Below are 26,028 nucleotides of genomic sequence, written 5' to 3'. Positions count from 1 at the left end.
AGACGAAGGCAGACAAGGGCCCAGGTAGCGGGCCGGCATCCGGCGCGGTTCAGTCCAGATTGATGTAGACGGCCTTCGGGGAGAGGAAGCCCTCGACATGCTCGCGCGAGCCCTTCCAGCCGTAGCCGCTCATCCTGGTGCCGCCGAAGCCGATGGCGGGATCGAGCACGCCGTAGCAATTGACCCAGACCGTGCCCGCCTTGATAGCCCGCGAGGCCTTGTGGGCGGTCGACAGGTTTTGCGTCCAGACGCCGCCGGCCAGGCCGTAAGCTGTGTCGTTGGCAAGCCGCAGCGCATCCTCGATATCGTCGAAGGGGATGATCGAGGCGACGGGTCCGAAGATCTCTTCGCGCGCGATGGTCATGTCGTTGGAGACATCGTCGAAGAAGGTCGGCTCGACGAAGAAGCCCGATGCCAGCTTGCCGCCAAGCCGCTTGCCGCCGCCCGAAAGGCGGGCGCCTTCCTGTCCGCCGAGGTCGATATAGTGCATTACCCGGTCGAGCTGGCGCTGCGAGATCAGCGGGCCGAGCTGGGTGTCCGGCGCGAGGCCGTTGCCGACGCGGATCGTGCTGGTGAAGGCCTTCATCCGCTCGACGAACTCATCCTGGATCGCGCGCTGCACGAAGATGCGGGTGCCGGCGACGCAGACCTGGCCGCTATTGGTGTAGACGCCCATGGCGGCGCCCGGCACGGCCTTGTCCAGGTCGGCATCGGCGAAGACGATGTCGGGCGATTTTCCGCCGAGCTCGAGCTGCAGCCGCTTGATATTGCCGGCCGAAGCCCGAATGACGCTCTGAGCCGTCTGGTAGGAGCCGGTGAAGGCGATGCGATCGACATCGCCATGCTCCGCCAGCGCCTGGCCGGCCTCGCGCCCATAGCCCGTGACGACATTGATCACGCCTTCGGGCACGCCGGCTTCCAGCATCAATTCGGCGGTACGCAGGATGGAGAGCGAGGCGTCCTCGGCCGGCTTGACCACGGCGGTGCAGCCGGTCGCCAGCGCCGGGCCGAAAATCCACCATTGTCCGATCAGCGGGCCGTTCCAAGGGATGATGCCGCCGACCACGCCGACCGGGGCGCGGTGCTTCAGCGTCATGAAATTGCCGGGCAGGGAGTTCGGGGCGGATTCGATCGTCGCCGCATTGGTCTGCGAGGCGTAGAATTGCAGGACCTGGGAGGTCCATTCCTTGAGGCCGCGCGTGCGCAGCAGAGGCGCGCCCATGTCGAGCGTCTCGATGACCGCAAGCTCCCCGAAATTGTCGAGGAGCACGTCATGCACCTTCAGCAGCAGCTTGCGGCGCTGATGCGGTGTCCAGCGGCTCCATTCGCCCTCGAAGGCGCGGCGTGCGGCGGCAACCGCGCTGTCGACATCGGCGACGGTGCCACGAGCGATCTGGCCGATGGCTTCGCCGGTGGCCGGGTTGATCACCTCGATCCGCTCGCCCGATTGCGAGTCGACCCATTGCCCGCCGATGAGGTGCTTCTTGGCGCCACCGACGAAGGCCGGCAGCGCGATATCGAACGTTTCCCGGACCGTCATGGCGAAGCCTCCTGTACCGTTATGATTGGGGAGCGGCGGCGGAGGTGGGCGAAGAATGATGCCTGCGCGACGCTGCCGGGCAAATCTGCCCGAGCTTTTCGCTGGGAGGCAATGAAGGGCGGGCCGATCCGCCATAGGCCAATGCTATGGCATGCCCCGCCATAGGCGCTCTCTATGCCTTGCATGGAAAAGCCGTGCTCGCGCCGGATTCTGACGGCTGTTAGTTTCGTGAACAGAACCCGACCCAGTTGGCGGTCGGCTCACGGCGCGACAAGAACGCCGCCAGGGAGGACCGATGCAGACCATGATCGAGAAGCTGGCGCATTTCGCCGGCGCCTGCCGCTTCGACGACCTGCCTCGGGATGTCGTCAGCGAGAGCCAGCGCATCCTGCTCGATTCCATCGGGGTCGCGATCGGTGGCATCGGGGAGCTCAAGGGCAAGGCCGGCATCGCCTATGGCAAGTTGATGGGCGGTGCAGGCGACGCCACCATCATGGGAACGGGCGACAAGACCTCCGTCTTCGGCGCCGCTTTCGCCAATAGCGAGCTCATCAACACACTCGACATGGATGCGGTGCTGCCGCCCGGCCATGTCGTGCCCTATGTGCTGCCCGCCATCATGGCGCTCGGCGAGACCTTGCCGCGCGACGGCCGCGAGGTCGTGCGTGCGATTGCTGTCTCGCACGAGATGTCGAACCGCATCGGCATGGGGATGGATTATCTGCGCGACACCAAGGACGGGGAGGTCGATCCGCCGCCGGTCTTCGGCTATGCCGAGACCATCTTCGGCGCGACAGCGGCGATCGGCATGCTGCGCGGGCTCCAAGAAGACGTGATCGCCCATGCGCTAGGCATTGCCGGCTCGATCTCGCCGGTGAATTCGCAGACCGCCTGGTTCCAGCACGCGCCGAGCTCGACGATCAAGTACCAGCATGCCGGCACGCTGGTGCAGTCGGCCTTCACCGCGTCCTATGCGGCCGAGTTCGGGCATCGCGGCGACATCCGCATCCTGGACGACGAGGAGTTCGGCTATCGCCGCTTCATCGGCACCCGGCGCTGGTTCGCCGACCGGATGATGGCGGATCTCGGCACCGAATGGCGCTTCCCGGCGCAGAGCTCGATCAAGCCCTATCCGCATTGCCGCGTGCTGCACGCCCTCATCGACACGATGACGGAAATCCTGGACACGAACGCGATCGAGGTCGAGGAGATCGACGGCATCAAGATCTATGTCGAGGGCATGGTCGAGCAGCCGGTCTGGCTGAACCGCGAGATTCTCACCACCCATGACGCGCAGTTCTCGATTGCCCACGGCATCGCGGTCGGCGCACATCGCGTACCGCCGGGGCCGCGCTGGATGGACCCGGATCTCGTCTTCGGCTCATCGGTGATGGGGTTGATGGAAAAGGTGACCCATGAGGTTCATCCCGACTACGTCAAGCTGCTGAGCGGCAACGCCGCCAGCCGCCCCGCCAAACTGGAGGTTCGGGCGCGCGGGCAGGTCTTCAGCGGAGAGCGGCGCTATCCCAAGGGATCGCGCTCGCCCGATCCCGCGAGTTTCATGACCGACGAGGAGCTGATCGCGAAGTTCCAGCGCAATGTCGAAGGCATCCTGCCGCGCGACAATGCCGAGCGGATCATCGAGCAGGCGATGAACCTCGCCGGCGTGCCGGATTTCGGCGCGATCATGCGCCTGACCGCGCCTGGGGGCCGAATGCCGCTGCGGCAGAGCGCCTGACGCGTTGCCGGAGGCGCCATTGTCTGCCGAAAAGAGAGAGCGATAGTATGGGGCAATGCCTTTTTCGCCGATGCCGGCGTTCCGGGCAGGGTTGTTGGGAGACACGGATTGGCAAAAGCCTTCAAGACCTTGCTCGCATTGCCGGGACCGGATGAAGAGAAGACGGATCGTCAATTCATCACGGCTTTGGCCCGGGGGCTTGAAGTCTTGAGGGCCTTCGAACCGGGCGACGGCGTGCTCGGCAATCTCGAGATCGCCGAGCGCACGCGCCTGCCCAAGCCGACGATCGCCCGCATCACCCACACGCTGACGACGCTGGGCTATCTCGAATACAATCGCCGCCTCGAGAAATACGCGCTGGGCACGCCGACGCTGTCGCTTGGCTACGCCTGCCTGTCCAATGTCGGCCTGCGCCGCGTCGCGCGGCCGCATATGCAGGAGCTGGCCGACCACGCCAACGTCTCGGTCGCACTCGCCAGCCGCGACAGGCTGAACCTCACCTATCTCGAACTCGTGCATGGCAGCGCGACGGTGTCGCTACGGCTCGACGTGGGTACGCGCGTGCCGATCCAGCATTCGGCGATCGGCATGGCCTATCTGCATGCGCTGCCGCAGACCGAGCGCGATTTCCTGGTCGATGCGATCCGCAAGCGGGACGAAAAGGAATTTCCGAAGTTCAGGAAACGCCTCGGCATCGCTTTCAAGGAGATTGATAATACAGGCTTCTGTGTCGGTCTTGGCCTGTACGAGCGGACCGTCAATGGCGTGGCGACGGCGCTGAAGACTCGGGATGGTGGGCAGGTCTACGGCTTCAACTGCTCCGGTCCTGCCTTTCAGATCGGCGAGGAGGCGCTTCGCGCCGATGTCGGGCCACGTCTTGTCGCCACGGTCCGCAATATCGAGGCCGATCTGCTACGCCATCCGTTCATGGCGTAACCCAGCGCTCGGCGCGACACCGGATCGACGTCGTTCGCCGCGATCGCGACAGGTTGCGCGACGATCCCGTGCGTCCAGCCGCTGTTTTGCAACCTCGAGCCATAGGCTTACCCCATAGGCCTAAAGGCCTTGCTTTCGAGCGCGGTTTGGTCGCTCATCTTTACCGTCGCGGCGTTTCCCGCCTGCGGGTCGTGCCGGTCAAGCGGCGCCGGGTGAACAGAATGCCGGATTCAGACAGCATCCCTCCCGCGATCGAGCTCTGGCCCCTGCTCAATTTCGTCATGTTGGCGGAGCACGGTTCGCTATCCGCTGCGGCCTCCGCGCTCGGGCTGACCCAACCTTCCGTCTCGGAGAATGTGGCCAAGCTGGAGCGGCGACTTCAGGTGCAGCTCGCCACGCGCGGCCCGCGCGGCGCCGTGCTGACAGAAGCCGGGCGCATGCTTGCGACGCGCGGCAAGGACCTGATCAGCCAGGCCAATTCGCTGGCGGAGGCTGTGCGCGAGTTCGGAGCGGACCCGTCCGGGCGTGTCACGGTCGGGCTGCCGCCGTCGCTGAACGTCTTCCTCAGCGTGCCGCTCGCCGAGACGATCCATGCCGAATTTCCGAACCTGCGGCTGCACATCGCCGAGGCCTCCTCCGGGCACATTCTCGACTGGCTCGAGAGCGAGAAATACGATCTCGGCTGCATCTTCGAGCAGGCCAACCCATCGACCTTCGAGGCGGTACCGCTGATGAGCGAGGAAATTTTCTTCGCTGCCGCCACGGACGACCTGCCGGCCGGGGCGGAGGCGAGTTCGCCGCGCGTGGTGACGCCTCAGCTCCTGTCGCAGGTTCCACTGGTGCTGCCGAGCCATCCGCACGGCTTCCGGCGGATCGTCGAGCGCTATGCAAGGGCCAACAACATCAGTCTCAACGTCGTGCTGGAGATCGACTCGCTGCCGCAAATCGTCGAAATGGCCAGCCGCGCAAGCGCCTATGCCCTGATTCCGCATTCGGCGCTGACTGGCCCGGGCCCGTCCGGCGACTTGACCTTGATGCGGTTGGAGCCGCCGTTGCATCGGACCGGCTATCTCGTGCGGAAACGGGCAAAGCTGGCGTCGAACTCGACGGTTGCCGTCCAGAACGTGATCCTGCGGATCATCAAGGAGCTGATGGAACGGCACAAGCTGACCGCCGGCATCGTTCCGCAGGTCGGGGCCGTCCGGCGCGAATAGCGGATCGCCGGAGAAGCACCGGCTTCGTTCCAGCCAGCGCCGAGGGGGCCGAAGGATGCTCCTATATCCCACAGGCCGGGCCATTCCCGAGGCGGTGCCGGCGGTGTTACCCGATCGAGATGCGGCGCATGCGGTCGTCCGCGGCTTTCCGATGGCCAGCGGACCCGTTGATCAAGGCCGCCGTTCGATATCCCCGCGGGAGGCAGAACATGCCGAGAGATGCCACCATTGCCGTCGATGTCCTGACGACGCTGAGCGCGGAGCGCTTTACCTGCCGGGCCTATCGCTCCGATCCGGTGCCGGAAGACATCATCCAGGGCATCCTTCAGATCGCGGGAAAGACGGCGTCGTGGTGCAACGTGCAGCCCTGGCAGGTGGTGATCGCCTCGGGCGAGACGACCGAGCGCTTTCGCGAAGCCCTGACCGCGCAGGCGCACGCAGACCCGGAAGGGGCGCCCGACATCCCGTTTCCGCCCGGCCATCACGGCATCTACAAGGCGCGCCGCCAGGAGACCGGCTACAGGCTCTATGCCGCGCTCGGGATCGCGCGCGAGGATCGCGAGCGGCGCCTGTCGCAAAGTCTCGAAAATTTCCGCCTCTTCGGCGCGCCTCATGTCGCGATCGTCACGGTGCCCGCCGAGATCGGTCCCTATGCCCTTGCCGATTGCGGAAGCTTCGTCGGCTCCTTCCTGCTTGCAGCGCGCGCCTTCGGCGTGGATACGACGCCGCAGGCCGCGCTTGCGCAGCACTCCGCCTTCATCCGCGACTTCTTCGACATTCCGGATACGCAGAAGGTGCTCTGCGGGATTTCGTTCGGTTATGCGGACAGGGACGATCCGGCCAACGGCTTCCGGACGAGCCGCGCGTCTTCCGAGGAGATCGCCCGGCTGGTGTGAGCCGGACGAGCGGCTTCGCGCCGGCCGCTTGCGGTGTGACAGAGCCTGACGGCTGCCTGTCTCGATCCTGATGTTCGGCCCGGTATTGAAATGCGAGCAGGTGTTAGACTAACAATCGTTAGTAAGACAAAGCATGGGCCCGCGGCTTCCACGACGCGCGAGCCAGGACGTCAGGGAGGACATCAATGCGCGGCATGATCTTCAAGAGCCCCCACATGGTCGAGGTCCAGGACTTCCCGGACCCGACGCCCGGCCCCGGCGAGGCGATCATCGAGATGAAGGCGTCTGGCATGTGCGGCAGCGACCTGCATTTCTACCGGCATGGCATGGCGGACACCATCGAAGCGCTGGGCTTCAAGGATCATATCGCTGCCAGCGCGGATGGCGAGATCCGCATCATCGGCGGCCACGAGCCTTGCGGCGTCATCGCGGCGCTCGGGCCGGGCGTGGATGAAACGGCCTTCAAGGTCGGCGATCGCGTCATCGTCTTCCACTACGAAGGCTGCAGCCACTGCGATCATTGCCGGACCGGTTGGACACAGCTTTGCGACCGTGGCGCGCGGGCCCACGGCGTCATGGCCCATGGCGGGCACGCCGACTACATGAAGGCGCCCGTCTCATCGCTGGTCCACCTGCCGCAGGAGCTGTCCTTCAAGGGCGGCGCGGCGGTCGCCTGCGGCACCGGCACGGCCTATGGCGCGTTGCTGCGCCTCGACATCAGCGCGCGCGATACGCTCGCGGTCTATGGATTGGGGCCGGTCGGGCTCTCGGCGGCGCAGCTTGCGGCTGCGATGGGCGTCGAGGTCATCGGCATCGACATCAATGCCGACCGCGTCGCGCGTGCGAAGTCGTTCGGCGTCGCGCATGCCATCGACGCGAGCCAGACCGACCCGATTTCCGAGATCCACAAGCTGACGGGCGGCAAGGGCGTCTCCTGCGCCATGGATTGCGCGGGCGGAGAGGTGCCGCGCGCCCAGGCGATCCGCAGCACCCGGATCTGGGGGCGCATCGCGCTGGTCGCGGTCGGCGGCAACGTGACTGTCGATGCCATGAAGGACCTGATCGGCAAGCAGCGCACGCTGATCGGTTCCTACACCTTCTCCGAGGTCGGCATGAAGGACTGCGCCCATTTCATCGCCGATCACGGCGTCGAGGTGGACCGGCTGTTCACCGACGAGTGGAAGCTGGAACAGGCGCCGGAAGCCTATGCCGATTTCGACAAGCAGGCGGGCGGGAAGGGAGTCTTCGTCTTCTAGCCCCTGCGCGTCCGTCGCAATCGGAACAGACGATCACATCGAGGAAATGCCATGGCCCAGGACAGGATGCCGCGCTCGCTGGAGCAGGCGATCGCGCAATTCGTCACGACCTTCGATCTCGGCCAATTGACGCCGGCCGCGCGCGACGGCGTCAAGCGATTGATGGAGGACCAGCTCGGCCTTCAGGTCGGTTGCTCGCGCCTGCCCTGGTGCGAGCAGGTCGAGCGCTATGCCCTGGCGCAGAGTCGGCCGGGGCGCTCGCGGATCATGGCGAGCGACAAGCTGGTCAGCGCGGTCGACGCGGCCTTCGTCAACGCGACCTTCGGGCATTCCTTCGAATATGACGATGCCCACCGCCAGAGCGCGAGCCATCCCGGTTCATGCGTCGTGTCGACGGCGCTCGCGGTCGCGGAAGAGCAGGGGGCGACGCTGGACGATGTCGTGGCCGCGATCGTCGTCGGTTACGAGGTCTATACCCGCATCGGCTGCCTCGCCGCGCCGGACCTGCTGATCCGCGGCTTCCATCCGCACGCGGTGCTCTCGACCTTTGGGGCTGCAGCGGCGACCGCGAAACTGCGCGGCCTCGACGCGCAGACGACCTGGCATGCCCTGTCGATCGCGATGAGCCATGCCTCCGGCACGACCGAGTACACCTCCTCCGGCGGATCGGTGAAGCGCGTGCATTCGGGAATCGGCACGCGCAACGGCATGATCGCGGCGGATATGGCGAGCGCCGGCATCACCGGCCCCTTCGACTATCTGACCGGTCCGAAGGGTTTCTACCGGACGTTCCTGCAACGGCCGGTCGCAGACGATGCGGCGTCGTGGTTCGCATCCTCCGCGCCGTTCCAGATCGAGAAGGTCTGGATCAAGCCGCATCTCTGCTGCGGCTGCATCCACGCCTATATCGATGCCGTCAAACAGCTCAGCGACCGTGCCGCCGAGATCACCAGCCTCAAGATCAGGATCCAGCGTTCGGCCAACACGGTCGTCGGCAACAAGAACGTGCACGCCTATGCGCCCGAGACGATCGAGCATGTGCAATACAGCCTGCCGGTGCAGATGGCCTTCACGTTGCTCGGTCTCGGCAACGGCTATCAGGTCCATCTCGGCTATCTCGACGGCAAGATCGATCTGATCCCGGAAGGCAGGATCCTGAAGACGGCGCGGATGATCGAGATCGTCGAGGCTTCCGAACTGGACGAGCGTTATCCCGGCAAATTCGTCGCCGATGTCACTGCGACGTTCAGGGACGGCACGTCGCAGCATGTCTTCGTCGAGGATTCCGTCGGAACCGTCGAGAATCCGATGTCGCAGGCGGTGCTGGACGAGAAATTCAGCGAGATCGCCTCTGCCGTGCTCGACAAGGGGCGTGTCGCGACCTTCCTGGAGGCGATCAAGGCTCTCGATGGACGAGCCAGCGCTTCGTCCCTGACCGCGCTCTCCGCGCCCTGAGCCGACTGCGTTTGCCGCAAGCGGGTGGGGCTGAAGCTATAGGCAAAGCCTTTAGCCAATAGAGGCCCTCCCCGGATTTTCGCGTTGCCGAACGCTCGTTAGAGTCGGAGCCGACGCTGAACGAAGCGAAACGAGCGCATGCACCGCCGCCGCACAGGCGTTCTTCGGCTTCCGCATGATTTGCGGTTCCGGCGGGGGGCAGAGCTCGTCCCTGGGAGGAAAACACGATGGGCTATCAGCTCACGGAAGATCAGACCGCGATCATCGATGCGGCACGGCGCATCTGCGACAAGTTCCCGCTGGACTATTGGTTGCGAAAGGATCGCGAACACGCGTTCCCGCACGAATTCTTCAAGGACGTCGCCGACGGCGGCTGGCTCGGCATCTGCACGCCAGAGGACTATGGCGGTGCCAATCTCGGCGTGACCGAGGCCGCGCTGTTCCTGCGCACGGTCGCGGCTTGCGGCGGGCAGGCCGCGGCTTCGACCATCCATATGAATATCTTCGGCCTCCAGCCGGTCGTGCATTTCGGCACCGTCGAGCAGAAACAGCGCTTCCTGCCGCCGTTCACGCGCGGCGAGGTCAAGGCCTGTTTTGCCGTGACGGAGCCCGATACCGGGCTCGACACCACCAAGCTCAAGGTCGTGGCGAAGAAGCAGCCGGACGGCAACTACCTGATTTCCGGCAAGAAAGTCTGGATCTCCACGGCGCAGCAGGCCGATCACATGCTGATCCTGGCGCGCACCACGCCGATCGAGCAGGTGAAGAAGCATGGCGAGGGCCTGAGCCTGTTCTACACGAAGCTCGATCGGGACTATGTCGACATCCGCGAGATCGACAAGCTCGGCCGCGCTGCCGTCGATACGAACGAGCTCTTCATCGACAACCTGCCGGTCTCCGCGGATGGCCTGATCGGCGAGGAAGGCAAAGGCCTCAAATACATCTTCCACGGCATGAATGCCGAGCGGGTCTTCGTCGCCGCCGAGCAGATCGGAATCGGGCAGGCAGCGCTGCGGCTGGCCACGCAATATGCCAAGGAGCGCGTCGTCTTCGGTCGGCCGATCGGCCAGAACCAGGGCGTCCAGCACCCGCTCGCCCGCAACTGGGCGGAGCTCGAAGCGGCGAACCATATGATGCTCGCGGCGGCCGATCTCTACGACAAGGGCCTGCCCTGCGGCTCCGAGGCCAATGCGGCAAAGCTGCTCGCCTCGGAAGCCTGCATGAAAGCCTGCCAGACCGCGATGCTGACCCATGGCGGCTTCGGCTACGCCAAGGAATACCATGTCGAGCGCTTCATGCGCGAAGCCTGGATCGGCTACATCGCGCCCGTCACCCCCCAGCTCATTCTCTCCAATATCGCCGAGCGCAAGCTCGGCCTGCCCAAGTCCTATTGAGACGGCGAGGGGGAAACATCATGAAACCGATCCGTTCGTTCCTCTTCGTTCCCGGCAACAAGGAGACGATGCTCGACAAGGCGGTCAATGCCGGCGCCGATGCGCTGATCCTCGATCTCGAGGACAGCGTGCCGCCCGCCGAGAAGGTCGCGGCTCGCGCGCTTGTCGCGCGGAAGATCCCGGAGCTGATCGCCAAAGGGCAGCGCATCTGGGTCCGCATCAACCGCACTGCGCATATCTACGATCTCGACGACCTGCTGGCGGTGGTGCAGCCCGGCGTCGAGGGCATCTATATCTCCAAGCCTTGGGGGCCGGAGGACGTGCACATGGCCTCCTGCATGATCGCGGAGGCCGAGAGCCGGGCCAATCTGGAGATCGGCACCATCAAGCTGATCCCGTTGCTGGAGACCGCGCGCTCCATGCAACTCTGCTTCGAGATCGCGCAGATCCCGCGTGTCGCCGGGATCGTCGGGGCCACCGCCAAGAACGCCGATGTCGGCCGCGCGCTGAAATATGTCTGGACAGCCGAAGGGCGCGAGTCCGAATACCTGAAGTCCCGTGTCGTCATGGCGGCGCGCGCCGCCGGCAAGGTACCGATCGGCGGCATCTGGCAGCAGATCAAGGATCTCGAAGGCCTCGCCCGGGCGTCGCAATTCGACCGGCAGCTCGGGATGGCCGGCGAACTTGCGCTGCACCCGATGCAGGTCGAGACGATCAACCGCACCTATACGCCGACGGTCGACGAGGTCGCCTATTACCAGGGCATGGTCGACGCCCTGGCGCAGGCCCAGGCGAATGGCCGTGCTTCGGTCATGTACGACGGTGAGCATATCGACATCGCCCATGTAAAGACGGCCCACGACATCATCGCGCTGGCTGCCGAATACCAATCCTGAATCGCTGCACAAAAGCGGCTCCGCCGGCAGGCGAAGCCGGAACGAAAAAGGAAGGGGAGGGACATGTCGGAGCCCGTTGAAGAAGCAGGCCGCTCGGGACCGCTCGCGGGCTTGCGCGTCCTGGACCTGACCGTCGCGCTGGCAGGCCCCTACTGTACGCTGCTGCTCGCCGGGCTTGGGGCGGAGGTCATCAAGATCGAGTCGCCGACCGGCGGCGACATCGCGCGCTTCAACCCGCCCTTCTACGGCAAGGACGGCATTCATCTCGACTCGATGGAGCCGGGCGACATCTCGCTCTCGATCCTGGCTCGGGCTCGCAATAAGCGCAGCATCTCGCTGGATCTCAAGACCGAGCGTGGCCGCGAGATCTTCCGCGAGCTCGCCAGACATGCCGACGTCATCGTCGAGAACATGAGCGACGGCACGGTCGACCGGCTCGGCGTCGACTACGAGAGCATCAGCAAGATCAATCCGCGCATCGTCTATTGCTCGATCACCGGGTTGGGGCGCCCCAGTCCGTATCCGGGCGTGAAGGCGATGGACATCACCGTCCAGGCGCTGAGCGGCGTGATGGATACGACCGGCTTCGCCGACGGCTCCCCCGTCCGCTTCGGCCTCCCGATCGCCGATCTGCTGACGCCGCTCTACGGCATCATCGGCATCCAGGCGGCGCTGCGCCAGCGCGAGGAGACGGGCAGGGGGCAGAACGTCGTCGTTTCGATGCTCGATTGCCTGACCTCGCTCCTGCCCTTCGAGCATTTCGACGTCTTCCAGCGGGCCGGCTTTCCGCCGCGCTCCGGAAACCATCAGAACCGCCTGGCGCCTTTCGGCATCTACAAGACCAGCGACGGCTACGTTTCGATCGCGGCGGCCAACGACAAATGGGCGGCTGCGATCTTCGAGGCGATGGGCCAGCCCGAGCTGGGCCAAGATGCGCGCTTCATCGGTCGCGGGCCACGGGCAAAGAACGCCGTTGCGCTCAATACACTGATCGAAGCCTGGACCAGCCTGCACAGCACGGAGAGCGTCATCGCGGAACTGCAGGTGAAGCGCGGCGTGCCGAGCGTCGTCGTCCGCACGGCGCTGGAGGCTTTGGCCGATCCGCGCCTGCATGCCAGCGGCGCGATTCAGAAGCTGGTTCATCCCGATGCGGGCGAGATCGATGCCGTCGGCGCCGGCGTGCCGATCCGGATGTCCGCGTCCAAAGTCGGGCTCGATCGTCCGGCGCCCAAGCTCGGCGCCGACAATGCCGCGATCTATGGCGAGCTTCTCGGGCTCGACGCGCAGGCCATCGCGCGGCTGCGAGCGGAGCAGGTCATCTGACTTTTCGGCGGTTTGCGGACCGCCACTATCCAGGACGAGGGAGAGAACCCATGAGCGTCGACTACCAGAAGCTCGCCACCGGCAAGTACTACGAGGAGCTCGTCGTCGGTAACGTCTACAAGCATGCGATCACCCGCACCGTCACGGAGACGGACAATCTCCTGTTCAGCACGCTGACCTACAACTCGGCCTGGCTGCATATGGACGAGGAATATTGCAAGCAGACGGCGCATGGCCGGCGCCTGGTCAACAGCCTGTTCACGCTGTCGCTGGCCTGCGGCGTCACGGTCGCCGACACGACGCTGGGCACGACCGAGGGCAATCTCGGCTTCACCGACGTCAAGTTCACCTCGCCTGTCTATATCGGCGACACGCTCTACAGCGAGACCGAGGTGATCTCGAAGCGCGAGTCGAAGTCGCGCCCACAATCCGGCATCGTCGAGTTCGAGACCCGCAGCATCAATCAGCGCGGCCAAGTCGTGCTGTCGTTCCGCCGTACCGGGCTGATGCTCAAGAAGGCGTTCTTGCCAGCTTGAGGCGAAGATGGCCGCACTCTCATGCCGTGAGGCGGCGATCCATTTTCAATCGAGCGGCTATTGGCCGCTTGTCGCGCATGGCGTCCAAGACGGGTCGGCTTCGCGCCCGAGCCTCCTGTTTCGGTGGCACAATGCTCGGATGCTTCGCCTGAAAGCCGTCCACGCGGCGGCGTCTGACGCATTAGCTTCCTGGGCGCCAGCATCTGCTCGAGGTGCCTATAGGCGATCCCTTGAGATCTATCGGACTTTCCGTGGGGCCGTCTTCACGGGAGTGACGAACCCCAATTTCTATCTAATGTTTGCTAGATAACAACCGGCGCCCGGCACTGCGAGGAGACGCTCGTCCGTGGGAGGACAGGAGGATGGGCTATCGGCTCGCCAAGGCTGAGATCGCGATCATCGACGGGCAGAGCTGTGGCAGGTTCCCGCTGAAAGGCGAGCCCGTCGCTGAGATCGCGGAGGGCCGCAGGCTCTGCCTCTGCCCGAACGACCTGTCGGCATGCAGGGCGACATGAAGACAATCGCATCACCAGCGCCGAAGGCGCTTGCCGGCATCAGGGTCCTCGACCTGACCGTCGCGCTGGCGGGGCCCTATTGCACGCTGCTGCTTGCCGGCCTCGGCGCCGAGGTCATCAAGATCGAGTCGCCCGGCGGCGGCGACATCGCGCGGACCAATCCGCCGTTCTATGGCGAACATGGGCCTCATTTCGATACGGCGCAGGACGGCGACATCTCGCTCACGATCCTGGCGCGCGCGCGGAACAAGAAGAGCATCACGCTGGATCTCAAGTCCGAGAAGGGGCGGCAGATTTTCCGCAAGCTGGTGCGCGGCTCCGACATCGTCGTCGAAAACCTGTCCGACGGTGCGGTCGAGCGGCTGACGGTCGACTACGACAGCCTCAAGGATATCAATCCCCGCCTGATCTATTGCTCGATCTCGGGCGTCGGCCGGCCCAACCCCTATCCGGGGCTGAAGGTCATGGACATCATCGCTCAGGCGTTGAGCGGCGTCATGGACGTCACGGGCGAGGAGGATGGCCCTCCAGCCCGCTTCGGCCTGCCGATCGCCGATCTGCTGGCCCCGCTCTACGGCCTCATCGGCATCGAGGCGGCGCTCGTCCAGCGCGAGAGGACGGGCGAGGGGCAGCACATCGTCGTGTCGATGACGGACAGCCTCGCGTCGTTGCTGCCCTTCGAACATTTCGACATCCAGGATCGATTTGGCTTCCCGCCCCGGAGCGGCAACCATCAGAAACGGCTGGCGCCCTTCGGAACCTTCACGACGACGGACGGATATGTGGCGATCGCGGGCGCCAACCAGCACTGGGTCGCGCAGATTTTCGACGCGATCGGCCACTCCGCGCTGATCGAAGACCCTCGCTTTTGCGCGCGCGGACAGCGCGCCGTGAATGCCGATACGCTGAATGCCGCGATCGAAAGCTGGACCCGCCGGCACAGCACAGCGAGCGTCATCGCAGAATTGCAGGTGAAGCGCGGCGTGCCCTGCGCGCCCGTCCGAACCGTGAAGGAGGTTCTGGCAGATCCCCGCCTGCAAGCCTCAGGAGCGCTTCAGCCTCTGTTCCATCCGGAAGCGGGCCAGATCGACGCGGTCGGTGCGGGCGTTCCGATCCGGATGTCCGGCTCCACGGTGGGGTTCGACAAGCCGGCGCCCATGCTCGGCGCCGATAACGAAAACGTCTTCGGCAGCCTGGCAGGCCTGTCGGACATCGAGATCGCCCGATTGAAGACCGAAGGCGTCATCTGATGCTTGCGGCTTCGGACTGTCCGCATCCGGGTAAGGCGCCGAAGACATTTCAAATGGAGGAATAAATGGCCGTCAATTATCAGGAACTGGCAACCGGGAAATATTACGAAGAACTTGAGGTCGGGAATTTATACAAGCATTCGATCACCCGCACCGTCACCGAAGCCGACAACCTGCTGTTCAGCACGCTGACCTACAACTCGGCCTGGCTGCACATGGACGAAGAGTATTGCAAGGCCACGTCCCATGGAAAGCGTCTCGTGAACAGCCTGTTCACGCTCGCCCTGGCGAACGGCGTCACTGTGAACGATACGACGCTCGGGACGACGGAAGGCAATCTCGGGTTCTACGAGGTGAAGTTTACCGCGCCCGTCTATATCGGCGATACGCTGCGCAGCGAAACCGAGATCATCTCCAAACGTGAATCGAAGTCGCGGCCTCATTCGGGCATCGTCGAGTTCGAGACCCGCAGCTACAACCAGCGCGACCAGATGGTCCTGACCTTTCGCCGCGCCGGCATGATGATCAAGAAAAGCTCTCTCACCGCGAAATAGAGGGCCCGAAGAGCTGCTGCATAACTTTCCGAATACATCATGCGGCGGCCGGCCGGGACGAAGAAGGACATTGTCATGGGTCCCCTCGCAGGACTGAAGGTGATCGAACTGGCGGGCCTCGGCCCGACGCCCTTCTGCGGCATGCTGCTCGGCGATCTGGGAGCGGATGTCCTGCGCGTCGACCGCCTGTCAGACACCGATCTCGGCATCGCGATGCCGGGTAAATTCGACTTGCGCAATCGCAACAAGCGTTCGGTCGCCCTCGACATCAAAAGCCTCGAAGGGCTGCGGACGCTTCTAGCTCTGGTCGAGAAGGCCGACATCCTCATCGAAGGTTTTCGTCCGGGCGTCGCGGAGCGTCTCGGCTTCGGTCCCGAGGCCTGCCTTCAGTGCAATCCCCGTCTTGTCTACGGCCGCGCGACGGGTTGGGGCCAGGAGGGGCCGATGTCGCAGATGGCCGGCCACGACATCAACTACATCGCGTTGACCGGGGCGTTGAACCTGATCGGCCCGGCCGACGGCCCTCCCGTTCCGCCGCTGAACCTGCTCGGCGACTATGGTGGTGGCGGCATCTACATGGCCTTCGGCCTCATGGCGGCGGTCTATGAAAGCGCGCGTTCCGGCCAGGGCCAGGTGGTCGATTGCGCCATGGTCGACGGCGTGACGAGCCTGCTGACCGTGTTCCATGCGTTCCGGCAACTGGGGCAGCTCGCTCCCCGGCGCGGAGCCAACGTGCTGGACGGCGGGGCTCCCTTCTATCGTTGCTACGAGACCCGCGACGGCGGGCATGTCGCGATCGGCTGCATCGAAAAGCGGTTCTACGACACGATGCTCCGGGTTCTCGATCTCAGCCCCGCCGAACTGCCCGATCGCGATGACCGCGCGAACTGGCCGCAGCTCTGCGGCCGCTTCGCGGAGATCTTCCGGCAGCGCACGCGGGACGAATGGTCCGCCTTGTTCGAAGGGTCCGATGCCTGCTTCTCCCCGGTGCTGACGCTCGATGAGGCGGGGCAGTACCCGCATAACCGTGCGCGCTCGCTGATCGCGGAAGTCGATGGCGTCGAGCAGCCCGGACCGACACCTCGCTTCTCGCGCACGCCGGGCGGGATCGGCCGGCCAGCACCCGACCGCGGAGCCCATACGCAGGAGATCCTGGAGGATTGGGGCATCGCGACAAGCTGATCGGGCGCCGGTGGCGAGGCCGGCCCGTCGAACAGGACGTCAAGCCGAAGAAAAACGGGAGGATAAGGACATGATTTCTTGGAGCCTTGTGTTGAAAGCGGCGCGCCTGCCGGCTTTCGCAGCGTTGGTGACGTTGCACGGCGCGGCGGCGAGTGTCGCCGCGGATCCGATCACCCTGAAATTCGGAACGACGCTGCCCGGGAACCACTACCTCTCCGAGCAGCTCTACAAAAAGTTCATGGCCGGGGTCGAACGCGAGACCAATGGCGAGATCAAGTTCGAATATTATCCGGCTTCGCAGCTCGGCAAGGATGCGACCACGCTCCTGAAGAGCGGCCTGCTGGATATGGCGATGCTCATCCCCGGACTGGCTCCGGAAAAGTATCCGCTTTCGGCAGTGGTGGATTTGCCGCAGATCGCCGGCTCGGCCTGCGAAGGCTCGCACAAGGCCTGGGTTCTGGTCCAGCCAGGCGGGGTGCTCGACAAGCTCGAATACAACCCTGCGGGAATCCGCGCGTTGAGCGCGCAATTGCTCGCACCCTATGCCCTGCATACGCGCAGCAAGAAGATCGAGAAACTGGCCGACGTCAAAGGCGTGAAGCTCTGGGTCAGCGGTGCGGTCCAGCAGGAGGCCGTCGCCGAGATGGGTGGCATTCCGATCCGCATTCCGTCAACGGAACTCTACGATGCCGCGACGCGCGGCACCGTCGACGGTGCGCTGTTCCCCTATACCGGCATCACCCAATACAACCTCGAACCCGTGCTGAAGAATGCCGTGAGCGGCGTCACCTTCGGCACCGGGCTTTCCTTCATCGGCACGACCGAGAAGCGCTGGGCAACCCTGTCGGACAAGCATCGGGCCGTCATCGCCGATGAGATCGGCAAGGCTTCGGCATCGTTCTGCAAATGGGCCGACGAGACCGACGAGGGCATCCGCAAGAAGCTCTCCGAAACCAGCGGTTACACCGTACCGGAGCTGACGCCCGAGGCGCGTAAGGAATTCGGCGCCGCCCTGGCCGCAGTGGGCGACAAATGGGCGAAAGGCATGGACGAGCGCGGCCGTCCCGGCTCGACCGTCCTGAAGGCGATCCGCGAAGCGCCGGGCCAATAACCGGAACGAGCGACAGCCCGCCGCGGCGGCTGCGAATGCAGCCTTCGCCCTGGCGGTCTTCCCATCATGTCCCGAGAGGTTGGAATGGCCACTGAATTCGATTTCATCATCGTCGGTGCGGGCAGCGCGGGATGCGTCGTCGCCCACCGTCTCGCCGAGAGCGCGCAGGCCTCCGTCTGCGTCGTCGAGGCCGGGCCGTCCGATCGCAATCTCTACGTCCAGATCCCCGCCGGCTACATCAAGAACATCTTCAATCCGCGGCGGACCTGGGTGTTCAAGAGCGAGCCGGTTCCGGGCGTCGGCCACAAGTCCTTGCAGCTCCTCGTGGGAAAGGGCCTCGGCGGCTCGAGCTCGATCAACGGCATGGTCTATGGCCGGGGGCACGCGGCCGACTATGACGGCTGGGCCCAGCTCGGCAATCGAGGCTGGTCCTTCGACGACGTCCTGCCCTATTTCCGCAAGTCGGAACGGCGCATCGGCGCCGGCGACGACAGCGCCCATGGCCGCAACGGCCCTCTCACCGTATCGGATCCGATCATCGGCGGGCCGCTCTGCGAGGCCTTCGAGGCGGCGGCGGAGCAGGTCGGCATTCCGCGTGTCCGCGACTACAATACCGGTCAGGTCGACGGGGCAGGGCCTTACCAGTTCACCATCGACACGAGCGGCATCCGGCCGGTCCGCCAGAGTACGGCCCGCGCCTTCCTGAAACCCGCCGTCGCGACCGGCCGGGTGACGGTACTGACCGACAGCTATGCGGAGGCGATCACGTTCGAAGGGCGGCGCGCGACAGGCATCCGCTATCGCGCCGGCTCGCCGGCCGGAGAGCGACGCGAGATCCGCGCGAGGCGCGAGGTGATCGTCAGCGCCGGGGCGCTGAATACGCCACGGCTCCTGCAGATTTCAGGCATCGGTCCGGCCGAGCTGCTCGGCTCCATCGGCGTGCCGGTTATCCAGGATGCGCCGGGCGTCGGGGCAAACCTGGTCGACCATTTCCAGCTTCGTCTCGCCGCGCGGGTGAAGAACTGCTCCACGCTGAACGAACGCGGCCGTGGCTTGGCGCTCGGCCGCGAGATCATCCGCTGGCTGGCGGGCCGCCCCAGCATCCTCGGCATGGGGCCGGTGCCAATGCGGGCCTATTACCGGTCCGATCCGGTCCAGGACAATATCGACACGCAATTGTCGTTCACTCCGGCGAGCTACCGCGAAGGTCTACCGGGCCTGCTCGACCATTATCCAGGCATGACCTGTGGCGGCTATCGGCTGCATCCGAGGAGCCGGGGCTGGGTCCGCGCCAAGTCTGCCGACATCGCCGTGCCGCCGGAGATTCAGCCGAACTATCTGGCGACCGAATGGGACAGAGAGGGTGTCGTCGATGTCGTCCGCAAGGTCCGGCAGATCTTTTCGGCCGAGGCGTTCCAGCCCTATTTCGATGCGGAGATGCTGCCCGGCAAGGACGTGCAGAGCGACGACGAAATTCTTGGCTTCGCGCGGCAATACGGTGGCACGGTCTACCATCATGTCGGCACGGCCCGGATGGGTCCCGAGAGCGACCGCAGCGCCGTCGTCGACGATCAGCTTCGCGTCAGGGGCGTCACCGGCCTGCGCGTCGCGGACGCCTCGATCATGCCGACGACGGTTTCGGCGCCGACCAACGCCGCCACGATCATGATCGGTGAAAAAGCGGCCGACATGATCCTCGGGCGAGGGAATGCCACGGCTGCAGCCTGATCACGAAGACGGAAAACCGGCGCGACACATCATAGTCCAGGGGAGGTTCGACATGCGAGTTTTGAGACGGTTCATTCTGACGGCTGCCGTGTTGATGGCAGCGCCCCAGGCCTATGCTCAGGAGCGCCCACTGCGTATCGGCGTGCTCGAGGATATGTCGGGATCCTATGCCGATACGACCGGCATAGGCTCGCTCACGGGGGCGCAGATGGCCGCGGCCGATGTCGGCAGCGTCCTGGGACGCAAGGTCGAGATCGTCTTTATCGACACCGTCAGCAAACCGGATGTCGCCCTGGGCGCCGTGCGGCGCTGGCTCGATCAGGAGGGCGTCGAGATGGTGGTCGGGCATGGCAGCTCGGCTGTCGCCCTCGCGGTTCGCAGCTTGATGAGCGAGCGGGGCAAGATCGACATCGCCGTCTCGTCGCTGACCAGCGACCTCTCCGGAAAGGCCTGCTCGCCGACCTCGTTCCAATGGATTTCCGATACCTATGTCCTGGCCAAGACGATCGGAGCAGCAACCGTCCGGTCCGGAGCGGATACCTATTTCAGCGTCTCGACCGATTATGCCTTCGGGGCAGCGATGATCCGCGACGGATCGCGCTTCGCGAACGAGGCCGGCGGCCGTTCGGTGGGCGAGGTGCGTGTGCCCGTCGGGACCCCCGACTACGGCTCTTTCATTTTGCAGGCCCAAGCCTCGCGCGCCAAGGCGATCATGGTGGGCCTGGCCGGGCAGGACATGGTCAACTTCGTCAAGCAGGCGAACGAATTCGGCGTGACGCGTAGTGGCCAGAAGCTGGCGTCGTTCGTCACCTATGTCGGCGAGATCAAGGCGCTAGGCCTCGCTGCCACGCAAGGCCTCTTACTGGCCGAAGCCTTCTACTGGGATCAGAGCGATGAGGCCCGCGCCTTCTCCCAGCGCTTTTTCCAACTCCAGAAACGCATGCCGAACAGCCTGCATGCCGGCATGTACAGCGCGGTGGCGCACTACCTTGCAGCCGTCAAGGCTGCCGGCACGATCGACGGCAAGGCCGTTGCCGCCAAAATGCGCGAGACGCCGGTGAACGACTTCATGACAGCGAATGCGGCCATTCGCGAAGATGGGCGCGTGCTGCGCGACTTCTATCTCTTTCAGGTCAAGACGCCCGAGGAATCCAAGGGCGAATGGGATCTGATGAAGCCGATCCAGAAGCTTTCCGGAACGGAGGCCTTTCGCCCCCTGGCGGAAAGCGAGTGTCCGCTGGTCAAGAAGAACTAGCGCGTATGCCGGCCGGATTGCTCTCCAATCCGGCCGGAGCCGGCTCAATGAAAGTCTCGACACCGGAGATCAGCATGTCCGAGAATCTGGCATCCGTAAGGGATGAGTTGAAGCCCCAACCGGGGCGCCTCTTTGTCGGCGGCTCTTGGCTCGATTGGGACGAGGGCCGTTTCGATCAGATCAATCCCTCCTGCAACGAGGTGATCGCCAGTATCCCGGAGGCCGGTCGGCGCGGCGTCGATCTGGCGGTCGCGGCGGCTCGCGACGCGTTCGACAACGGGCCTTGGCCCAAGATGCGCGCGCAGGACCGCAAGCGCATGATCCAGCCGGTCATCGACGGCATCTACGCCGCCGCCGACGAACTGCATCGCCTGCAATGTCTCGACAACGGCATGCCTTACCACCTGACGCGGAATTCACGCGTTTCCGGCAGCGCGGCCGCTGACATCTTCGACCACTACGCTGGCTGGATCGACAAGATCAACGGCGAGACCTATCCGATCTTCTCCGCCGCCTCCAACATGCAATACATGACATTCCGCGATCCGGTCGGCGTCGTTGCCGCGATACTGCCCTATAATGGACCGCTCTATACCTTCGCGCTGAAGGTCGGTGCTGCACTGGCCTGCGGCTGCACGGTCGTCGTCAAGCCGTCCGAGTACACCAATCTCTCCACCGAACGCATGGCCCGCATTCTCGCTGAGAGCGACTTGCCGCCCGGCGTGTTCAATTTCATCACCGGCGGAGGTGAAACGGGAGCTGCGCTCGCCGGCCATCCCGGCGTCGACAAGGTCACCTTCACCGGCAGCATTGCGGTGGGCCAGAAGATCTATGCCGGCGGCGCCGTGGATATGAAGCGGTTGTCGCTGGAACTCGGAGGCAAGAGCGCCGGCATCGTCTTCCCCGATGCGCGCAGTGTCCAGACCGCGGCCAAGACATTGATGGGGCTCTGCTCGACCTTCCTCTCGGGCCAGATCTGCTCGACGCCGTCGCGCGCGCTGATCCATCGTTCGGTGCTGGATGAGTTCGTGCACTTCGCCAAGGAGCAGGTCGCGAGCATCCGCTTCGGTGATCCTTTCGATCCGGCCACGACGTCGTCCCCGATCATCTCGAAACGGCAGGTGGCGAAGATTCTTGGCTTCGTCGAGAGCGGGCAGGAGGAGGGGGCGACGCTGGTTTTCGGAGGCGATCAGCCGGGCGGCGAGCTGAAGGCGGGCAACTGGGTCAACCCGGCGCTGTTCATCGATGTCCGCAACGACATGCGGATCGCGCGCGAGGAGATATTCGGGCCCGTTCTCAGCGTGATTCCGTTCGAGACGGAAGAGGAGGCGATCGCCATCGCCAACGACAGCGACTACGGCCTGGCCGGCACGATCTACACCACCGATATCAGCCGCGCCTTTCGGGTCGCCCGCACCGTTCGCAGCGGCTCGATCGGCATCAACAATTACGCCAGCGTCCCAAACGCGCCGATGGGTGGTGTCAAGCGCTCCGGCATTGGCCGCGAGGGAGGATGGCAGACGATCGAGGCTTTCACCGAGCTGAAGACCATCAACATCAACCTCGACGCCTAGGTCTGCCTTGGGGCAGGCGGAGCGACTGGGAAGCTGGAGTGCAAGACGACCCTGTCGGGCACGCGGCTGATACTGCGCCGGCCGCTGTGGCGCGCCTGTGAAGCTCGCCGCGGGAGAGCCGATCGGTCCTTTCCCCGACATTTCGTCGGCGCCCCGGAATATATGTACGTCAGCGGAAGGGTAACGGGATGTGCCTCGACGATCCGCATGGAGAATGTCGTCTGCGAGACGTCGGGAGCGTCAGAAGCAGTAAGCTTATCGGTGATTCATGCTTCGTTCGACTTGGCGGAGGGAGGCGGCACTAGGTGCCGCCTCCCTGAGTTTGCGGAAGTCAAAGGCCGAAAAAGGGGAACTTCGCCTCTGATTTCACCTGAGAAGATGAAGAGAGAGGCATAGTGCTTCCGCAGTCAAGACGCTAAGCCATTGAAATCTTTAATCTAAGCCTTGGGAATTCCGTGGCCTAAGTTCCGCAGTTTGAGGGATAGTATTGGGCCGCTGCGACGAGTGTTTCCAGCGTGCCTTCCGGCAGCGGATCGGGCTTGTAGCTGCGGACCGAACGATGCGCCAGAATCTGACCGAGGACGGCGTTCCAATGTGCCGGCTCCTGTGGCGAGGCTGTGCGATACCGCGCCTTCAGCAGGGCAGCCGGGCCATCCACGGCGGCGACCTCTGAAAACGCCGGTGTCCGCTCTTCGGATTGCTTGAGGGCGTGCGGCACGTCGTTGGCTCCGTCGAAAAGGGTACAGGTCATCAGCAGCGAGAGAACCATCAGCGCGCCATGCCCCAGCGCCTGACGGTGACACGCTCGATCGCGGCGAAGATCAGGTTCTCGACGACCAGGCCGATCAGGATGACCAGCAACAGGCCGGCGAAGACCTTGTCGGTGTAGAGCTCGTTGCGGTTCTGGAAAATATACCAGCCCAGGCCGCCGCGGCCGGAAGATGCGCCGAAGACCAGTTCGGCAGCGATGAGGGTCCGCCAGGCGAAGGCCCAGCCGATCTTGAGCCCCGACAGGATCGCCGGCAGCGCGGCGGGCACGAGGATGCCGAAGACGTAGCGCAACCCTGTCAGGCCGTAATTGCGTCCCGCCATGCGCAGCGCCTCCGGCACGCCCTGAAAGCCGGCGAAGGTGTTGAGCGCGAGCGGCCACAAGACCGAATGGATCAGCACGAACACCAGGCTGCCCGATCCCAGCCCGAACCATAGGAGGGCGAGCGGCAGCAGGGCGATCGCCGGCAGCGGATTGAACATCGTGGTCAGGGTCGAGAGCAGGTCGCGGCCGAGCTGGGTCGAGACGGCGAGCGTCGTCAGTACGAAGGCGAGCACGACACCCGCGGCATAGCCCTGGGCCAGCACGATCAGGGACAGGCTTGCCCGCTCGACGAGTTCGCCGCTGACCAGCCCCTCCAATAGGGCCGTCGCCGTGGCGGTGAAGCTCGGAAGCAGCAGGTCGTTATCCTGCCAGCGCGCGGACGCCTCCCATATCGCCGCCAGCACGAGCAGGATCAGAAGTTTCCGTAGCCAGCTTTGGCGTGCGAGCCGTTCGAAAAAGGGCCGCGGACGCTCGGCCGCGATGGCGACAAAGGGGGAAAGCGGCCGATCGAATTCCGGCCGGATCGGAGGAGCGGCGAGCTTCATGTCCGAGAATCCTCGCGGGCGCCCGCGTCCGGTACAGGCTCGCCTTCGAAGAGCCGGGCATGGAGCCGCTGGACCGCGTTCTGGAAGGACACGCTGCCGATGCTGCCGAGATCGAACTGATGGCTGTTGAACTCCGCCCGCAGGCGGCCGGGATGAGGCGAGAGTACGGCGATGCGATTGCCAAGGATCAGCGCTTCCTCGATCGAGTGCGTGACGAAGAGCAGCGTGAAGCGCACCTCCTCCCAGAGCCCGAGCAGTTCTTCCTGCATCTTGCGCCGCGTCAGGGCGTCCAGTGCGGCGAAGGGCTCGTCCATCAGCAGGATGCGCGGCTGCATCGCCAAAGCGCGCGCGATCGCGACGCGCTGCTTCATGCCGCCGGACAATTCGTGCGGATAGCTGCTCGCGAACTTCGCGAGGCCGACCTTCTCGACATAGTGATGGGCTCGCTCGGCTGCTTCGCGGCGCGACAGGCTGCGCGAGGCGATCAGTGGAAAGGCGACGTTCTGCAACACCGTCTTCCAGGGAGGCAGCTGGTCGAACTCCTGAAAGACGACGATGCGGTCGGGACCCGGGCCGCGGATCGGAGCACCCGCGAGGGAAATATCGCCTTCGACGGGCGCTATGAAACCGGCGATGGCCTTGAGCAGGGTGGACTTGCCGCAACCTGAGGGCCCGAGTAGCACGAAGCGGTCGCCCTCGTAGACATCAAAGCCGACCTGATGTGTGGCGCGAACGATCCTGTCGTCGCTGCGATATTCGAGGCTGATATCGGCGACGCGGAGCAGGGGAGGCGGCAGCGTCGCGGTCAGCTCCGACGAGGCGCGCTTCCGCGCGGCCTCGACAACCGAACGCTGCGACACAGCGCGCTGCCGCTCATTCCGTGTCGACGTCCATCGAGTTCAGCTGCCCGCCGCGATCCGCGGATCGGCGAAGAAGTAATCGGAGAGCGCCTTGGGCTCGTTCTTGATGGCGCCCACCCGCTGCAGGAACTGGCCGAGCCCGAGCGTATTCTGCGGTTCGACCTTGAAGGTGACCTGCGGGCTCTTGATGATCTCCAGCACGAGCTTCCGGTTGCTCTTGCCGCCATTGGCCTTGAGATAGATATCGGCGGCCGCCTCTGGATTGGCGGTTACGAATTTCGCGGCCTCGTCCAGCGCGTCGAGGAAGGCGCGGTAGGTCCTGGGCGCCTCCGCGTAGAACTTCTCGGTGGCGTAGAGCACCGTCGACGAGGCTGGCCCGCCCTGCACGTCATAGGAATTGAGCACGATGCGGGCATTCGGGTTTTCAGCCAGTTCCTGCTCCTGGAACGGCGGATTGCCGAAATGCCCGGTAATCTCGGTGCCGCCCTTGATGATGGCGGCGGCAGCTTCCGGATGCGGCAGCGCAACGCTGATCTTGTCCAGCTTTGCGAATTCCTTGTCGCCCCACAGCTTGGCCGAAGCCCATTGCAGGATGCGCGACTGCACGGACACGCCGACCGCCGGCAGGGCGATGCGGTCCTTCTCCGTTAAATCCGCGATCGTCTTCACGTTCGGGTTGTTGGTGACGAGATAGTAGGGAAAGTTGCCGAGCGAGGCGACGCCCTTGACGTTCTGCTTGCCCTTCGTACGGTCCCATAGCGTGAACAACGGGCCGACGCCGGCCCCCGCGATCTCGATGCTGCCCGAGACCAGGGCATCGTTTACCGCCGCGCCGCCGGAGAGCTGGACGAATTCGACCTTTACATCGACGCCGGCCGCCTTGCCGTGCTTCTCGATGAGCTTTTGCTCCGCGGCGACGTCGAGCAGCAGATAGACGACGCCGAATTGCTTGGCGATGCGCAACTGGCCTTCGGCCGCATGAGCGTTCCCCAGCGTGCCGATCGAGATCGCAAGCCCGCCAAGCGCAGCCGCGGCCTGCCTGCGGCTCCAACGGGTTGGAGAATTCGCCATCACGACACCTTCGGTATGCGGGTTACATCGAATGGTGCGAGTCTGTGGTGTCGATATACTGGGGTCAATCAAACAGTATTTTGAATAACGTGAAGTATGTAGGCAA

Annotated in this window: 22 protein-coding genes; 17 read left to right on the top strand and 5 right to left on the bottom strand. The window is 64.6% G+C overall.

What is annotated here, in order from left to right; all coding sequences use genetic code 11:
- Positions 1–49: 49 nt before the first annotated feature.
- Positions 50–1,540 carry an aldehyde dehydrogenase family protein gene (locus JHD80_RS10075; RefSeq protein WP_199086646.1) on the bottom strand — a complete coding sequence of 497 codons (1,491 nt, stop codon included), beginning with the start codon at positions 1,538–1,540 and terminating at the stop codon, positions 50–52.
- Between the two features lie 295 nt (positions 1,541–1,835).
- On the opposite strand from JHD80_RS10075, the gene JHD80_RS10070 reads away from it, so the two are divergent.
- The 17 genes from JHD80_RS10070 (at position 1,836) to JHD80_RS09995 (ending at position 22,353) form a co-directional block, all read left to right on the top strand.
- A complete protein-coding gene (locus JHD80_RS10070) occupies positions 1,836–3,278 on the top strand; it encodes an MmgE/PrpD family protein (protein WP_199086644.1) in 1,443 nt (480 codons plus the stop codon).
- Between the two features lie 108 nt (positions 3,279–3,386).
- On the top strand, positions 3,387–4,214 hold the full coding sequence (locus JHD80_RS10065) for an IclR family transcriptional regulator (protein ID WP_349237245.1): 828 nt from the start codon (positions 3,387–3,389) through the stop codon (positions 4,212–4,214).
- A gap of 221 nt (positions 4,215–4,435) precedes the next feature.
- Complete coding sequence (locus JHD80_RS10060; protein WP_199086640.1) at positions 4,436–5,428, top strand: LysR family transcriptional regulator; 993 nt, start codon at positions 4,436–4,438, stop codon at positions 5,426–5,428.
- A gap of 209 nt (positions 5,429–5,637) precedes the next feature.
- Positions 5,638–6,324: a nitroreductase gene (locus JHD80_RS10055; RefSeq protein WP_199086638.1), complete on the top strand. Its 687-nt coding sequence runs from the start codon at positions 5,638–5,640 to the stop codon at positions 6,322–6,324.
- Between the two features lie 215 nt (positions 6,325–6,539).
- Positions 6,540–7,580 (top strand): zinc-dependent alcohol dehydrogenase family protein, encoded by a 1,041-nt coding sequence (locus JHD80_RS10050; protein WP_210339854.1) that lies wholly within the window; start codon positions 6,540–6,542, stop codon positions 7,578–7,580.
- Between the two features lie 51 nt (positions 7,581–7,631).
- Positions 7,632–9,035 carry an MmgE/PrpD family protein gene (locus tag JHD80_RS10045; RefSeq protein ID WP_199086635.1) on the top strand — a complete coding sequence of 468 codons (1,404 nt, stop codon included), beginning with the start codon at positions 7,632–7,634 and terminating at the stop codon, positions 9,033–9,035.
- 227 nt (positions 9,036–9,262) lie between these two features.
- Entirely contained in the window at positions 9,263–10,429 is a 1,167-nt protein-coding gene (locus tag JHD80_RS10040) for an acyl-CoA dehydrogenase family protein (RefSeq protein WP_199086633.1), read from the top strand.
- Between the two features lie 20 nt (positions 10,430–10,449).
- The gene (locus JHD80_RS10035; protein WP_199086631.1) at positions 10,450–11,325 is read left to right on the top strand and encodes an HpcH/HpaI aldolase/citrate lyase family protein; all 876 of its coding nucleotides are present in this window, start codon (positions 10,450–10,452) and stop codon (positions 11,323–11,325) included.
- A 63-nt stretch (positions 11,326–11,388) separates the two neighbouring features.
- Entirely contained in the window at positions 11,389–12,648 is a 1,260-nt protein-coding gene (locus tag JHD80_RS10030; RefSeq protein ID WP_199086629.1) for a CaiB/BaiF CoA transferase family protein, read from the top strand.
- A gap of 50 nt (positions 12,649–12,698) precedes the next feature.
- Positions 12,699–13,184 carry a MaoC family dehydratase gene (locus tag JHD80_RS10025; RefSeq protein ID WP_199086627.1) on the top strand — a complete coding sequence of 162 codons (486 nt, stop codon included), beginning with the start codon at positions 12,699–12,701 and terminating at the stop codon, positions 13,182–13,184.
- Positions 13,185–13,695: 511 nt separating this feature from the next.
- Complete coding sequence (locus tag JHD80_RS10020; RefSeq protein ID WP_199086625.1) at positions 13,696–14,949, top strand: CaiB/BaiF CoA transferase family protein; 1,254 nt, start codon at positions 13,696–13,698, stop codon at positions 14,947–14,949.
- 65 nt (positions 14,950–15,014) lie between these two features.
- Complete coding sequence (locus tag JHD80_RS10015) at positions 15,015–15,503, top strand: MaoC family dehydratase (protein WP_199086623.1); 489 nt, start codon at positions 15,015–15,017, stop codon at positions 15,501–15,503.
- Positions 15,504–15,578: 75 nt separating this feature from the next.
- Entirely contained in the window at positions 15,579–16,685 is a 1,107-nt protein-coding gene (locus tag JHD80_RS10010; protein WP_199086621.1) for a CaiB/BaiF CoA transferase family protein, read from the top strand.
- A 70-nt stretch (positions 16,686–16,755) separates the two neighbouring features.
- Positions 16,756–17,796, top strand: a complete 1,041-nt coding sequence (gene dctP / locus JHD80_RS28650) for a TRAP transporter substrate-binding protein DctP (protein WP_282568378.1) — start codon at positions 16,756–16,758, stop codon at positions 17,794–17,796.
- 84 nt (positions 17,797–17,880) lie between these two features.
- Entirely contained in the window at positions 17,881–19,524 is a 1,644-nt protein-coding gene (locus JHD80_RS10005; protein ID WP_199086619.1) for a GMC family oxidoreductase, read from the top strand.
- On the top strand, positions 19,505–20,779 hold the full coding sequence (locus tag JHD80_RS10000) for an ABC transporter substrate-binding protein (RefSeq protein WP_210339853.1): 1,275 nt from the start codon (positions 19,505–19,507) through the stop codon (positions 20,777–20,779). The genes JHD80_RS10005 and JHD80_RS10000 overlap by 20 nt, the downstream gene beginning before the upstream one ends.
- A 74-nt stretch (positions 20,780–20,853) precedes the next feature.
- Complete coding sequence (locus JHD80_RS09995) at positions 20,854–22,353, top strand: aldehyde dehydrogenase family protein (protein WP_199086617.1); 1,500 nt, start codon at positions 20,854–20,856, stop codon at positions 22,351–22,353.
- Between the two features lie 460 nt (positions 22,354–22,813).
- On the opposite strand, the gene JHD80_RS09990 is transcribed toward JHD80_RS09995, so the two are convergent.
- The 4 genes from JHD80_RS09990 to JHD80_RS09975 all read right to left on the bottom strand — a co-directional run bounded on the left by JHD80_RS09990 (position 22,814) and on the right by JHD80_RS09975 (position 25,922).
- On the bottom strand, positions 22,814–23,122 hold the full coding sequence (locus JHD80_RS09990; protein ID WP_248311471.1) for a nitroreductase family protein: 309 nt from the start codon (positions 23,120–23,122) through the stop codon (positions 22,814–22,816).
- Positions 23,122–23,991: an ABC transporter permease gene (locus JHD80_RS09985; RefSeq protein ID WP_199086616.1), complete on the bottom strand. Its 870-nt coding sequence runs from the start codon at positions 23,989–23,991 to the stop codon at positions 23,122–23,124. The genes JHD80_RS09990 and JHD80_RS09985 overlap by 1 nt, the downstream gene beginning before the upstream one ends.
- Entirely contained in the window at positions 23,988–24,800 is an 813-nt protein-coding gene (locus JHD80_RS09980) for an ABC transporter ATP-binding protein (protein WP_210339856.1), read from the bottom strand. Before JHD80_RS09980 ends, JHD80_RS09985 begins: the two co-directional genes overlap by 4 nt.
- 90 nt (positions 24,801–24,890) lie before the next feature.
- Positions 24,891–25,922 (bottom strand): ABC transporter substrate-binding protein, encoded by a 1,032-nt coding sequence (locus JHD80_RS09975; protein WP_199086612.1) that lies wholly within the window; start codon positions 25,920–25,922, stop codon positions 24,891–24,893.
- Positions 25,923–26,028: the final 106 nt, after the last annotated feature.

Source organism: Allobosea sp. ASV33, assembly GCF_016428755.1.
Lineage (GTDB): Bacteria > Pseudomonadota > Alphaproteobacteria > Rhizobiales > Beijerinckiaceae > Allobosea.
This window is presented reverse-complemented; position numbering and strand designations above follow the sequence as displayed.

Excerpts from the sequence above, each read along its gene's own strand:
- JHD80_RS10075 (WP_199086646.1), bottom strand. The coding sequence starts at position 1,540 with ATGACGGTCCGGGAAACGTTCGATATCGCGCTGCCGGCCTTCGTCGGT.
- JHD80_RS10070 (WP_199086644.1), top strand. The coding sequence starts at position 1,836 with ATGCAGACCATGATCGAGAAGCTGGCGCATTTCGCCGGCGCCTGCCGC.
- JHD80_RS10060 (WP_199086640.1), top strand. The coding sequence starts at position 4,436 with ATGCCGGATTCAGACAGCATCCCTCCCGCGATCGAGCTCTGGCCCCTG.
- JHD80_RS10055 (WP_199086638.1), top strand. The coding sequence starts at position 5,638 with ATGCCGAGAGATGCCACCATTGCCGTCGATGTCCTGACGACGCTGAGC.
- JHD80_RS10050 (WP_210339854.1), top strand. The coding sequence starts at position 6,540 with ATGGTCGAGGTCCAGGACTTCCCGGACCCGACGCCCGGCCCCGGCGAG.
- JHD80_RS10045 (WP_199086635.1), top strand. The coding sequence starts at position 7,632 with ATGGCCCAGGACAGGATGCCGCGCTCGCTGGAGCAGGCGATCGCGCAA.
- JHD80_RS10040 (WP_199086633.1), top strand. The coding sequence starts at position 9,263 with ATGGGCTATCAGCTCACGGAAGATCAGACCGCGATCATCGATGCGGCA.
- JHD80_RS10035 (WP_199086631.1), top strand. The coding sequence starts at position 10,450 with ATGAAACCGATCCGTTCGTTCCTCTTCGTTCCCGGCAACAAGGAGACG.
- JHD80_RS10030 (WP_199086629.1), top strand. The coding sequence starts at position 11,389 with ATGTCGGAGCCCGTTGAAGAAGCAGGCCGCTCGGGACCGCTCGCGGGC.
- JHD80_RS10025 (WP_199086627.1), top strand. The coding sequence starts at position 12,699 with ATGAGCGTCGACTACCAGAAGCTCGCCACCGGCAAGTACTACGAGGAG.
- JHD80_RS10020 (WP_199086625.1), top strand. The coding sequence starts at position 13,696 with ATGAAGACAATCGCATCACCAGCGCCGAAGGCGCTTGCCGGCATCAGG.
- JHD80_RS10015 (WP_199086623.1), top strand. The coding sequence starts at position 15,015 with ATGGCCGTCAATTATCAGGAACTGGCAACCGGGAAATATTACGAAGAA.
- JHD80_RS10010 (WP_199086621.1), top strand. The coding sequence starts at position 15,579 with ATGGGTCCCCTCGCAGGACTGAAGGTGATCGAACTGGCGGGCCTCGGC.
- dctP (WP_282568378.1), top strand. The coding sequence starts at position 16,756 with ATGATTTCTTGGAGCCTTGTGTTGAAAGCGGCGCGCCTGCCGGCTTTC.
- JHD80_RS10005 (WP_199086619.1), top strand. The coding sequence starts at position 17,881 with ATGGCCACTGAATTCGATTTCATCATCGTCGGTGCGGGCAGCGCGGGA.
- JHD80_RS10000 (WP_210339853.1), top strand. The coding sequence starts at position 19,505 with ATGCCACGGCTGCAGCCTGATCACGAAGACGGAAAACCGGCGCGACAC.
- JHD80_RS09995 (WP_199086617.1), top strand. The coding sequence starts at position 20,854 with ATGTCCGAGAATCTGGCATCCGTAAGGGATGAGTTGAAGCCCCAACCG.
- JHD80_RS09990 (WP_248311471.1), bottom strand. The coding sequence starts at position 23,122 with ATGGTTCTCTCGCTGCTGATGACCTGTACCCTTTTCGACGGAGCCAAC.
- JHD80_RS09985 (WP_199086616.1), bottom strand. The coding sequence starts at position 23,991 with ATGAAGCTCGCCGCTCCTCCGATCCGGCCGGAATTCGATCGGCCGCTT.
- JHD80_RS09975 (WP_199086612.1), bottom strand. The coding sequence starts at position 25,922 with ATGGCGAATTCTCCAACCCGTTGGAGCCGCAGGCAGGCCGCGGCTGCG.